Genomic DNA, 12,003 nt, shown 5'->3' with positions numbered 1-12,003 from the left:
TACCCAGCGGATTAGAGTGAGCTCATGCCTTGCAGGATCAAGGCGCGGCGACGGCATCGCCGCACGGGGAACAGGGGGGATGCCATGGATATCCGCTACGGCTGTTTCTTGAGTTATGCGCACGGCCAATATGCGTTCATGAACAAGTTCAAGAATGACCTCATCGAGGCGCTGGCCTGTTACCTGGAGCCGCACCTCGATCGCGAGGAAGTCCTGTTCATCGACAGCGAACAACTGGGCGGCGGCGACGATATCGACCTGCGCGTGGCGCGCGCCATGTGCCAGAGCGTGTGCATGATCGTGCTGTACACGCCGAAATACGAGGCGCATGGCTATACGCGGCGGGAGTTTGCCGCCATGCAACTGATCGAACAGGAGCGCCGCGCCTGGTACGAGCTGCCCAGCCATTTGATCATTCCCATCATCATGACGCGCCATCCGGACGGCCTGCCGCCGCAGATCACGGAGTCGGGCCTGTACGTCGATTTTTCCGGCTATACCCTGGCCAGCGGCGACCTGAAGTCGAATCCGCAATACCTGCCCGACATCGAACGCATCGTGCAGCGCATTGCCACGCACTACCACTTGCTCAAGCGTTCGACGCCGCCGGGCCACGATTGCAGCCGCTTCGTGTTGCCCGCCATCCCGCCGGAATGGCGTGCCGTTCCGCCTCCGCACTTTCCACGTTAATCCACGTCAAAAGGTCCTGTCATGGAATGCCAACGCCTGTCCCTACCGCCTTTGAACGCCCCTGGCGAAGTCGTCACCTTCTATTCCTACAAGGGCGGTACCGGCCGCACCATGGCGCTGTCGAATATCGCCGTGCTGCTGGCGCGGCGCGAAAACGCCAGCGTGCCGGTGCTGATGCTGGACTGGGACATGGAGGCGCCGGGACTGCACCATTACTTCGAGCAGCACGAGGAGCGCCCCGGCGTGCTCGAATTTTTCGAGGCTTGCCGCCAGCAGCTTGAACGCTACAGCCTGGAAGGCGCGGGCGGGCAGGGCGCGGGGCGCGAGGATGCGGCGCTGGCGCAGCGCGTGCTCGACGCCATCGACTGGCAGCAGTACGTGGTACGCGTCGACCAGGGCAGTCCGCTGTACCTGATGCGCGCGGGCCGCTTCGACGCCAGCTATGGCGAGCGCCTGGCGCAGATGCGCTGGGACCAGCTGTTCGACAGCTGCCCGGCGCTGTTCCGCTGCTTCGCCGATACGCTGGCGCGGCATTTCCGCTATGTGCTGGTCGACTCGCGCACGGGGCGCACGGACAGCGCCGGCATCTGCACCACCTTGCTGCCGAAAAAGCTGGTGGTGGTCTTCACGCCGAACCGGCAAAGCCTGGAAGGCGTCGATGCGCTCGTCACGCGCGCCATCGAGTACCGCCGCAGCCATGAAGACGAACAGCGGCCGCTGCTCGTGTATCCCTTGCCGTCGCGCATAGAAATGGGCGACGGCGCCCAGCGCGCCGAGTGGCGCCGCGGCGACGCGCACAAGGGCATCGCCGGTTTCCAGCCCATGTTCGAGCGCCTGCTGCGCGCCTCGTACGGCTTGCCGCACATCGCCCTCGACAGTTATTTCGACGAAGTCCAGCTGCAGCAGACGAAAACCTTCGCGTATGGCGAGCAGCTGGCCGTGCGCATCGACCAGGGCGGCGACCGCTTTTCGCTGACGCGCACCTTCGAGGCTTTCCTGCACTGGCTGACGGGCGGCTACTTTCCCTGGCAATCGAGCCGCGAAATCGCCTTGCTGGCGGCCATCGGTGAAGCGCGCCAGGCCCTGCAGTTGGAACCGGGGCGCGCCGTGGCCTTGCCGCTGGCGCGCGACCTGGCCCGTTTGGGTGAGCTGTACCGCAAGGACGGGCGCAGCACGCAGGCGCTTGACGCCTTCCGGCAAAGCGTCGAGATCCGCGTGCGCCTGCTGGGCGAGGAGCATCCGGACAGCCTGGCCGGCAAGAGCGGCATGGCGCGCCTGCTGCGCCAGCTGGGCAAGCTCGACGAGGCGCGCTTCCTCGAGGAGGACGTGGTCGACGTGCGCGAACGGCTGCTGGGCGCCGAACATCCCGATACCCTGGCCGCCAGGGCATGCCTGGCGCAAACCCTGGTGCAGCAGGGCGAGCTGGCGGCGGGCCTGCGGCTGCAGAATGCGGTGCTGGCCACGTATGCGCGCATGCTGGGCGGCGAGCATCCGATGACCCTGGGGGCGATGGACAACCGCGCCGCCACCTTGCTGCACATGGGGCGGCTGGCGCAGGCGCAGCAAGTGCTGGCCAAGGTGGTGGCGGCGCGCGAGCGCCTGTTCGGCGCCGAGCATGGCGACACCTTGCGCAGCAAGCTGGCCCTGGCGCAGGCGCTGGGGCGCGACGGCGACCTGGAAGGCGCGCGGCGCCTGCTCGATGTCGTCCTGCAAGCCCAGGAGCGGCGCCTCGGCGGCGACCATGCGGCGACCCTGGTCACGCGCGATTTGCTGGCCGATATCGTGGCGAGGCAGGGTGACTGGGCCGGCGCGCGCCAGCTGCATGAAGACCAGGTGGCGGCGCGCGAGCGCACGCGCGGCCTCGACCATCCGGAAACCCTGATGAGTCAGCGCAAGCTGGCCGAGGCGCTGTTGCGGCGTGGCGAGCTCGATGCGGCGCGCAGCGTGCAGGAGCAGGTGCTGGAAGTGCATGCGCGCCTGTTGGGCGAAGACCACCTCGATACCTTGCACAGCAAGAAGCAGCTGGCCGGCACCCTGCAGCAGCAGGGCGAAAGCGAGGCGGCGCGCCTGCTGGAGGATGCCGTGCTCAGCGGTAGCGATCGCCTGCTGAACGCGCCCGCCAGCGGCGGCAAGGCGCAGCCGCACGCGGAGAGCGTGCTGGACGGCGCGCGCCATCTGCAGGAAACCATCCTGGCGGGCCGCGCCGGCGGGCACGAGGCAGCGGAGCCGGAAACCCTGGCCAGCATGATCGGCATGCTGCAAGGCATGATCGAGCGCGAACAGTATCTGCAGGCGGGCGAACTGGCCGAGCACCTGAAGGCGTGCCTGCTGCGTCCCGGCGTGCCAGGCAAGCTGCGCAAGCGCGGCATGGCGCAGCTGAAACGCATGTACAAATTGCAAGGCGATCTCGATGGCTTGCTGGCCTTGCAGGAAGACGAAGTGCAGGCGCTGGAAGGAGCGTTGTCGGAAGCGCGCATCGAGCCGCGCTGAGCATGTGCCCCGCAGCGGTGCGGCGGCATAAAAAATGCGGCCGATCGTCGTGCGGTACGCGCAGTGTTGGCATTGCTTCAGGTAAAATCTCGTTATGAGAATTCTTATCAGTAACGACGACGGCTACCTGGCGCCGGGCCTGGCGGCACTGGCCGATGCTCTGGCGCCCATCGCCGAGATCGTGGTGGTGGCGCCGGACAGCAACCGCTCGGGCGCCTCCAATTCGCTGTCGCTGGACCGGCCGCTGTCCGTGCACAAGGCCGCCAACGGCTTTTACTTTGTCAACGGCACGCCGACCGACTGCGTGCACGTGGCGCTGACGGGCATGCTGATCGAGCGTCCCGACCTGGTGGTGTCTGGCATCAACAATGGCCCCAATATGGGCGACGACACCCTGTATTCGGGCACCGTGGCGGCCGCCACGGAAGGCTATCTGTTCGGCATCCCGGCCATCGCCTTTTCGCAGTCCGAGTTTGGCTGGGCCAACCTGGACGCGGCCGCGCGCGTGGCGCGGGAAATCGTCGAGCGCCGTTTTGACGCCTTGCAGAAACCGTACCTGTTGAACGTGAATATCCCGGCCATTCCGTACGAGCAATTGCAAGGCGTGGTGGCCACGCGCCTGGGCAAGCGGCATTCGGCCGAGCCGGTCATCCGCGCGCTGGACCCGCGCGGCCGTGAAATTTTCTGGATCGGTCCGGCCGGCGCCACCAAGGAGGGCGGTCCCGGCACGGATTTTTACGCGATTCAGCAAGGACAAGTCTCGATCACCCCGCTGCAGATCGACCTCACGCATACCACCCAACTCGATGCACTGGCCCAAGGCCTGGCATGACCGCTGACTATGACCGATAAGCCGCGCACCTTCCCCCTTTCCCTCGATTCGCTGGCCGGCAAGCCCGCCAGGCAGGGCGGGGGGCAGACGCTGGCGCAGTCGAGGATCGCCACGCCGCAGACGGCCACGCAGAATGCGGCGCAAAGCGCGGCCAGGGGCGGCGCGCCGCACCACGGTGCCATGGCGCCCATCGCGCCGTCGCGCGCCCAGGCCATCGCCAATGAGCGGGCGCAGCCGGCGGTGGTGGCGCCGCCGCGGCAAAACCCGCTGGTGTCCGACGCCGTGCGGCGCGCCATGGTGGCCCGCGTGGCGAAGCAGGGCGTCAAGGACCAGGTGGTGCTCGACGCCATGCAGGCCGTGCCGCGCCATATGTTCATGGACGAGGCGCTGGCGTCGCAGGCGTATATCGACGCCTCGTTGCCGATCGGTCATCACCAGACCATTTCGCAGCCGTACATCGTCGCGCGCATGATCGAAGTGCTGCGCAATGGCGGCAGCCTGCAGCGCGTGCTGGAAATCGGCACCGGCTGCGGCTACCAGGCGACGGTGCTGTCGCTGGTGGCAAAAGAGGTGTATTCGATCGAGCGCATCCGGCCCCTGCACGAGCTGGCGAAGGCCAATTTGCGCCCGCTGCGCGTGTCGAATCTGCGCTTGCAGTACGGAGATGGTATGCTTGGCCTGCCGCAGGCGGCTCCCTTTGACGGGATCATCCTTGCCGCAGCCGGCCTGGAAGTCCCGCAAGCCCTGTTGGAACAGCTAACGCTCGGTGGGCGTCTGGTTGCGCCAGTCGGTGCTAAATTGCAACATTTACAACTCATTACCCGGGTGGGGAAAATGGAATGGACCAGCCAAACCCTGGAAGATTGCCATTTCGTGCCTTTGCGCCCGGGCACCATATGATCCCCGGATCAGCTAGCAAGCAGGACATACACATACATGCGAATGATTAAGAAAAGTAAGATACTTCTATGCAGCATCACCCTGGCCGCCCTGTTGAGCGGTTGCGGCACGACGGGCGTCCAGGCGCCGGTGGTGGAGCGCCAACCCTCGTCCACCAGTGCGGCGGCAAACGATGCCCGCGATCGCGATCCTGCGTTTTACACGGTCAAGCGCGGCGACACGCTGTTGCGCATCGCCCTTGAGCATGGACAGAATTACCGCGACCTGGTGGTGTGGAATGACTTGAGCAATCCGAACGACATCAAGGTCGATCAGGTGCTGCGCGTGCTGCCGCCAAATGGCGACACGGGCGGCGCGCAAACGTCGGCCATCATCATGCCGCCGGTGACGGAAGTCAAACCGGCCGCGCCCGTGGTGCCGAAGAAAACGGGACCGCGCGGCGAGAAGCGCGCGTATTCCGACGCCACCCTGGCCGAGTTGCGCGCCGATGGCGGCGCCACCGATGCCAAGCCGGCAGCGGCGCCTGCGCCCGTCGCGGCCGCCGCCGCACCGGCCGCCGCGGCTGCCGCTCCTGCGGCATCGGCGCCTGGCGACGACAAGATCAGCTGGATGTGGCCATCCGAAGGCAAGGTCATCGGCACTTTTGACGAAGGCAAGAACAAGGGCGTCGATATCGCCGGCAAGGCGGGCCAGCAGGTAGTGGCCGCCGGCTCCGGAAAAGTCATGTATGCCGGGAGCGGAATCCGTGGTTATGGTAATCTTGTCATCGTGAAGCACAGTAATAGCCTGTTGTCGGCTTATGCGCATAACCGCAGCATCCTGGTGAAGGAAGGGCAGAGCGTCAACAAAGGCCAGGCCATCGCTGAAATGGGCGATTCCGATGCCGACCGCGTGAAGCTGCACTTTGAGATCCGCCAGCAAGGCAAGCCTGTCGATCCTTCGAAATTCCTGCCTAACCGTTAGGTAAAGCAATGACACACGCGCCGCACGACCAGCTGGACGATGACCCGGAACCGCCGGAAGACGCGGCGGACGAAGTCGTGACGGACGATGCCGGCGATCTCGACGACGGCATTGACGCCGTCGAGGCGGGCGAGGGGGCAGAGGCGGCCAGCGTCAGTGTGCTGGTGGAAAGTGTCGATGAATTGAAGAAAGTGCTGGCGGCAGAACTGTCGACCGATACCACGCAACACTATCTGAACCAGATCGGCACGCGGCCCCTGCTGACGGCGGCGCAGGAAGTGCATTACGCCACCCTGGCCAAGCAGGGCAATTTCGAAGCCCGGCAAACCATGATCGAGCACAACCTGCGCCTGGTCGTGTCGATCGCCAAGCATTACATCAACCGCGGCGTGGTCTTGCTCGACATGATTGAGGAGGGCAACATCGGCCTGATGCGGGCCATCGACAAGTTCGAGCCCGAGCGCGGTTTCCGCTTTTCCACCTACGCCACCTGGTGGATACGCCAGAGCATCGAGCGCGCCATCATGAACCAGGCGCGCACGGTGCGCCTGCCCGTGCACATGGTGCGCGAACTGAACCAGATCCTGCGCGGCAAATACCACCTGGAAGCCCAGCACCACGACGGCAAGGATGCCACCGCGGAAGACATCGCCCACCTGGTGGGGCGTCCCGTGGAAGAGGTGCAGGATATCCTGGCCCTGTCCGAGCACGCCACCTCGCTCGACGCGCCGCTCGACAACGACCCGCAATCGTCGCTGATGGACATGCTGCCCGGCGCCAGCGAAGACAGCCCCGACGCGCGCGCCGAACACCATGAAATGACGGTGCTGGTGCGCGACTGGCTGACCAAGCTGCCGGACAAACAGCGCGTGGTGATCATGCGCCGTTTCGGCCTCGACAACGACGACCCGGCCACCCTGGAAACCCTGGCCGAGGAAATGGGTGTGACGCGCGAACGGGTGCGGCAAATCCAGCAGGAAGCCTTGATCAAGCTCAAGCGGGCGATGGCGGCACGCGGCGTCGTGCGTGACTCCCTGCTGTAGCAAGTCTGATAAAACGCGCATGGCGGCGTTGCATGGCCTCGCCGTACTGGCGTACTGTCTTCGGCCACGCGCCTTGCCCTGCGCATTTTCTCAGGCTTGCTACCCGGTGCGGGCTTGAGCGGCTTTTGCTGATCGCGATCTGCTATCATACGCCCCGCTCGCGGCGCCTGACCTTTCCCCCATTGTTTGCAAGTTCCAGCGCGGCCCTGCGTCCTGGCCCACTCTTACCTATTGATCGCTATGCAAGAAAATATCATCGAAATCAAATCGCTCGACATGGACGCCCGCGGCGTCGGCCATATTGAGAACGAAGACGGCTCGCCGGGCAAGGTCGTGTTTGTCGAGGGCGCGCTGCCGGGCGAGCGCGTCAGCTTTGTGACGTTCAAGAAAAAGAAAAACTGGGAAATGGCCCGCATGACGGCGCTGCACCGCGAATCGTCGATGCGCGTGACGCCCAAGTGCAAGCATTTCGACAACTGCGGCGGCTGCTCGATGCAGCACCTGGAACCGTCGGCGCAAGTGGCGATCAAACAGCGTGTGCTGGAAGATAATCTGTGGCATATCGGCAAGGTGCGTCCGCAAAGCGTGATGCGCCCCATGTATGGCCCGACGTGGGGCTACCGCTACCGCGCACGCCTGTCGGTGCGCCACGTCAAGAAGAAAGACGCCGTGCTGGTGGGCTTCCATGAAAAGAAATCGGCTTTCGTGGCCGACATGGATAGCTGTGAAATCTTGCCGCCGCACATCTCGGCCATGCTGCTGCCGCTGCGCGGGCTGATCGCTTCGCTGTCGATCTTCGACCAGATGCCACAGATCGAGCTGGCCGTCGGCGAAGACGTGACGGCCATGGTGCTGCGCATCATGGCGCCGCTCACGGCGGACGACGAGACGAAATTGAAGGCGTTTGCCGACGAGTACGGCGTGCAATGGTGGTTGCAGGTGAAAGGTCCGGAAACGGCCGTGCCGTTCTATCCGCTGGACAAGCAACTGCATTATTTGCTGCCGGAATTCGGCGTCAAGATGCCGTTCAAGCCCGTCGACTTCACCCAGGTGAACCACCACATCAACCGCGTGCTGGTATCGAAAGCCCTGCGCCTGCTGGAAGTACAGCCGCAAGATCGCGTGGCCGACCTGTTCTGCGGCCTGGGCAATTTTACCTTGCCGCTGGCCACGCAGGGCAGCGCAGTGGTGGGCATCGAAGGCAGCACCGCCTTGACGGAGCGGGCGCTGGAAAACGCCCTGGCCAACGGCCTGGCGGAGAAGACCTCGTTCTCGACGCGCAACCTGTTTGAAGTGACGACGGATGACCTGATCGCCTTGGGCAAGTTCGACCGCATGCTGATCGACCCGCCGCGCGATGGCGCCATGGCCCTGTGCCAGGCACTGGTCGGCCTGGCGCAAGCGCGTCCCGACATGCTCCCGAAACGCATCGTCTATGTCTCGTGCAGCCCTTCGACCCTGGCGCGCGATGCCGGCATCCTGGCGCTGGAAGCCGGTTATGTGCTGAGCAAGGCGGGCGTGGTGAACATGTTCCCGCATACCTCGCACGTCGAGTCGATGGCCGTGTTTGATCTGGCTCAATAAATAACTAAAATACGGCGGGTGGCCAGGCAGGCACCCGCCGTCGCCGTTTCCGGCGGCACCGTCAATGGCGCAGCAAGCCACCGTAATACCACTTACACCGTGTTATAAAATTGGTCTGTTTTTTGCCGATCAAGCCCTTCCGTTCATCTTCCTTCTGTCATTTTTTCGTCCTCCAGTAGGACAACACGCCATCGGCATATGCTTTTGCCGTTTCTGGCCGAACTGGTATTGCACGGTTTGATGCCACTTCAAAACCACTTGACCGCCTATTTTTTCAGCAGCATGCTGTTCTTGCAACTGCAAAAAAACTAGAACACAGGGTAGCTCTTTATCGAAGCAGAGTGGTATTTCCGCAAACCTGAACAGGAGACAGCGTGGAAAATTTAATACTCAGAAAGACGATCAGAAACATGATGGTATGCCTGGCCAGCGGTGGTGTGCTGGCGGCATGCGGTGGCGGCGGCAGCGACGCCAGCGCGCCGGGCGGCTCGCAATTGCTGGCCGTCAGCACGGTTGCCTGCGTGCCGTGGCAAGAGGGCGGCACGTACAACGCCGGCACGGTGGTCACTTACCTGGGCGCCAACTATACGGCCCTGGTGACGCAGACCGACCACGTGGGCTCGGGTTGGAATCCCGTCTCCACGCCTAGCCTGTGGAGCGCGGGCGGCACTTGCGACGGCGGCACCACGCCGACCCCGACCCCGACGCCAACGCCGACACCCACCCCGACGCCAACACCGCCGCCTACCCCGACACCAACGCCAACGCCGACACCGACACCGACCGGTGGCACGTGCGCATTGGCCTGGGCCGCCGGCACGGCATACAGCGCGGGCGCCACCGTCAGCTACGCCGGCACCAATTACCGCGCCAACTACTGGACGCAGGGCGACAACCCGTCGACCAGCAGCGGCGCCGCCGGCACGGGCAAGCCATGGACCAGCCAGGAGATCTGCAGCACCACGCCGACTCCAACACCGACGCCGACACCGACACCGACACCTACCCCGACGCCAACGCCAACGCCGACACCGACACCGACACCGACGCCAACGCCAACGCCAACGCCAACCGGCCGCGAAGTGGGTTCGTATTTCGCGCAATGGGGCGTGTATGGCCGCGACTATGAGGTGGCGAACGTGCATACGAGCGGCGTGGCCGATAAGTTGACCTTCATCAACTACGCCTTCGGCAATATCTATCCGAAAAATGGCGGCTACGAGTGCGCCATGATCACCAAGACGGAGCCGGGCGCGACGAATCCGAATTCGCCCGACGCGGGCACGGGCGGCGATGCCGAGGCCGACTACATCCGCACGCCGAAGCGCACCGTCGATGGCCAGGCCATTCCCTGGGACGCTCCCCTGTCGGGCAACTTCCTGCAGCTGAAAAAGCTGAAGGCGGCGCACCCGAACCTGAAGCTGTTCATCTCGCTGGGCGGCTGGAGCTGGTCGAAGAACTTCTCCGTCGGTTCCGCCACCGATGCGCTGCGCAAGCAGATGGTACGTTCCTGCATCGATATCTACATCAAGGGCAACCTGCCGGTGCAGGGTGGACGCGGCGGCGTGGCGGCGGCGGCCAACATCTTTGACGGCATCGACATCGATTGGGAATACCCGGTCGGCGGCGGCCAGCCGTACAACACGGTCAGCCCCAACGACAAGCGCAACTTCACCTTGCTGATGGCGGAATTCCGCAGCCAGCTCGATGCGCTCGGCGCAGCCAACGGCAAGCGTTACCTGCTGACGGCGGCCGTCGGTGCCGGCAAGGACAAGATCGATAACACGGAACCGGCCCTGTACTCGCAGTACATGGATTGGATCAACCTGATGACCTACGACTTCCACGGCGGCTGGGAAAACAGCACCAACTTCAACGCCCAGCTGTTTGCCGACCCTGCCGATCCGTCGACGGGCATGGCGCGCGAATACGTGGGTGACAAGGCGGTGCAGTACATGATTGCCGCCGGCGTGCCGCGCGACAAGCTGCTGCTCGGTATTCCGTTCTATGGCCGTGGCTGGACGGGCGTGGCGCCGGGACCGAATGGCGATGGCCTGTACCAGGCGGCCACGGGCATGGCGCCGGGCACGTACGAGTCGGGCATCGAAGACTATAAAGTCCTCGTCGCCAAGGCCGGTACGCGCTACTACCATCCCGTGACCAAGCAGCTGTACCTGTACACGGGTGCGGGCGGCCAGTGGTGGAGCTATGACGATCCGACCGTCATCGGCACCAAGGTCAAATACGTCAAGGACCAGGGCTTGCGCGGCGCGTTCTCGTGGGAGCTCGATGGCGACGCGAATGGCGTGCTGGCGACGGAGGTGTGGAAGGTGCGTTAATGTTGAAATTGCTCTAGAGTAGGACGCGGCCGGGCGGCATTGCTGCCCGGCCGCTTATTCACATAAAAAACAGGAGACGGCGATGGCGGCGGTATCGACCTTGGGAGTAAAGCAGCTGGAGCAAAAGCAGGACCCGGAGCTGAGCCGCGAATGGCGCAGCTGGATCGCGGAAAACCTCATGCTGGGCAGCCATCCGTCGGCGCTGATGCCGGTGCTGCAGCAGGCCGGCATCGCCGAAGCGCTGGCGCGCCGCGAAGTGGAGCTGGCGCTGCAAAGCCCCTACCTGGCCGGCGCCGTGCGCCTGTCGAACCGGCTGGCCAAGCGCGACTGGGTGATCGACATCCAGCGCAAGCTGAACCACCTGCGTTCGCCCGAGATCCCGCGCCGCGACAAGCTGTCCGCGCAGCAATTCCTGGACGAGTACTATTCGATCAACCAGCCCGTGATCATCACCGGCATGATGGACGACTGGCCGGCCATGCGCAAATGGAGTCCGGCCTACTTCCGCGAGCATTTCGCACAGCGCGAGGTGGAGGTGCAGTTCGGTCGCGAAGCGGACGCGCAATATGAAATGAACAGCGTGGCGCACAAGCGCAAGATGGCCTTTGGCGAGTACGCCAGCCTGGTCGAGGGCAGCGGCGCGACCAACGATTTCTATATGACGGCGAACAACAATTCGCAAAACCGCCAGGCCCTGCGCGAGCTGTGGGACGATATCGGCCAGCTGCCCGAATACCTGCGCCAGGACGGCGGTCCCACGGGCTTTCTGTGGTTTGGCCCGGCCGGCACGGTGACGCCGTTCCACCACGACCTGACGAATAACTTCATGGCGCAGGTGGCGGGGCGCAAGCGGCTGCGCATCATGGCCGCCTGCGAGGTGGCGCGCGTGTACAACCAGCGCCACTGCTTCACGCCCGTGGACGGACGCGACATCGACGTGCGGCGCTATCCGCTGATGGCCGACGTGCAGGTGCGCGAATGCGTGCTGGCGCCGGGCGAAATCCTGTTCCTGCCCGTCGGCTGCTGGCATTTCGTCGAGGCGCTCGATGTCTCGATGACGGTGGCGTTTACCAATTTCAAGTGGGATAACGATTTCTACACGAAGTATCCGCCGAATCACGACTTTTGATCGCGGCGCCGCAGGGCGCGAACCTGCCGTGAA

General features: G+C 64.4%; 9 protein-coding genes. All 9 read left to right on the top strand.

Annotated elements, in window-relative coordinates:
- The first annotated feature begins 84 nt into the window (after positions 1-84).
- The 9 genes from AC1RDJ_RS25390 to AC1RDJ_RS25350 all read left to right on the top strand — a co-directional run bounded on the left by AC1RDJ_RS25390 (position 85) and on the right by AC1RDJ_RS25350 (position 11,970).
- A complete protein-coding gene (locus AC1RDJ_RS25390) occupies positions 85-690 on the top strand; it encodes a toll/interleukin-1 receptor domain-containing protein (RefSeq protein ID WP_071322688.1) in 606 nt (201 codons plus the stop codon).
- 21 nt (positions 691-711) lie between these two features.
- Positions 712-3,180, top strand: coding sequence for a tetratricopeptide repeat protein (locus AC1RDJ_RS25385; RefSeq protein ID WP_493029079.1), 2,469 nt, complete (start codon positions 712-714; stop codon positions 3,178-3,180).
- 94 nt (positions 3,181-3,274) lie between these two features.
- Positions 3,275-4,012, top strand: coding sequence for a 5'/3'-nucleotidase SurE (gene surE / locus AC1RDJ_RS25380; protein ID WP_071322689.1), 738 nt, complete (start codon positions 3,275-3,277; stop codon positions 4,010-4,012).
- A gap of 9 nt (positions 4,013-4,021) precedes the next feature.
- Positions 4,022-4,912 (top strand): protein-L-isoaspartate(D-aspartate) O-methyltransferase, encoded by an 891-nt coding sequence (locus tag AC1RDJ_RS25375; RefSeq protein WP_493029078.1) that lies wholly within the window; start codon positions 4,022-4,024, stop codon positions 4,910-4,912.
- Positions 4,913-4,954: 42 nt separating this feature from the next.
- On the top strand, positions 4,955-5,875 hold the full coding sequence (locus AC1RDJ_RS25370) for a peptidoglycan DD-metalloendopeptidase family protein (RefSeq protein ID WP_083411676.1): 921 nt from the start codon (positions 4,955-4,957) through the stop codon (positions 5,873-5,875).
- 8 nt (positions 5,876-5,883) lie between these two features.
- On the top strand, positions 5,884-6,918 hold the full coding sequence (gene rpoS / locus AC1RDJ_RS25365; RefSeq protein WP_289885637.1) for an RNA polymerase sigma factor RpoS: 1,035 nt from the start codon (positions 5,884-5,886) through the stop codon (positions 6,916-6,918).
- A 240-nt stretch (positions 6,919-7,158) separates the two neighbouring features.
- On the top strand, positions 7,159-8,502 hold the full coding sequence (gene rlmD / locus AC1RDJ_RS25360; RefSeq protein WP_493029077.1) for a 23S rRNA (uracil(1939)-C(5))-methyltransferase RlmD: 1,344 nt from the start codon (positions 7,159-7,161) through the stop codon (positions 8,500-8,502).
- Positions 8,503-8,912: 410 nt separating this feature from the next.
- A complete protein-coding gene (locus AC1RDJ_RS25355; RefSeq protein WP_493029076.1) occupies positions 8,913-10,841 on the top strand; it encodes a glycosyl hydrolase family 18 protein in 1,929 nt (642 codons plus the stop codon).
- Positions 10,842-10,923: 82 nt separating this feature from the next.
- Positions 10,924-11,970: a cupin-like domain-containing protein gene (locus AC1RDJ_RS25350; protein WP_083411677.1), complete on the top strand. Its 1,047-nt coding sequence runs from the start codon at positions 10,924-10,926 to the stop codon at positions 11,968-11,970.
- Positions 11,971-12,003: the final 33 nt, after the last annotated feature.

The sequence above is a fragment of the Janthinobacterium sp. GW822-FHT07H10 genome (assembly GCF_058798675.1).
Note: the sequence above shows the minus strand (reverse complement) of the source record. Positions and strands in the feature narration are given on the sequence as shown.

Coding starts and splice junctions, on each gene's coding strand:
- AC1RDJ_RS25390 (WP_071322688.1), top strand. CDS start 85: ATGGATATCCGCTACGGCTGTTTCTTGAGTTATGCGCACGGCCAATAT.
- AC1RDJ_RS25385 (WP_493029079.1), top strand. CDS start 712: ATGGAATGCCAACGCCTGTCCCTACCGCCTTTGAACGCCCCTGGCGAA.
- surE (WP_071322689.1), top strand. CDS start 3,275: ATGAGAATTCTTATCAGTAACGACGACGGCTACCTGGCGCCGGGCCTG.
- AC1RDJ_RS25375 (WP_493029078.1), top strand. CDS start 4,022: ATGACCGATAAGCCGCGCACCTTCCCCCTTTCCCTCGATTCGCTGGCC.
- AC1RDJ_RS25370 (WP_083411676.1), top strand. CDS start 4,955: ATGATTAAGAAAAGTAAGATACTTCTATGCAGCATCACCCTGGCCGCC.
- rpoS (WP_289885637.1), top strand. CDS start 5,884: ATGACACACGCGCCGCACGACCAGCTGGACGATGACCCGGAACCGCCG.
- rlmD (WP_493029077.1), top strand. CDS start 7,159: ATGCAAGAAAATATCATCGAAATCAAATCGCTCGACATGGACGCCCGC.
- AC1RDJ_RS25355 (WP_493029076.1), top strand. CDS start 8,913: ATGATGGTATGCCTGGCCAGCGGTGGTGTGCTGGCGGCATGCGGTGGC.
- AC1RDJ_RS25350 (WP_083411677.1), top strand. CDS start 10,924: ATGGCGGCGGTATCGACCTTGGGAGTAAAGCAGCTGGAGCAAAAGCAG.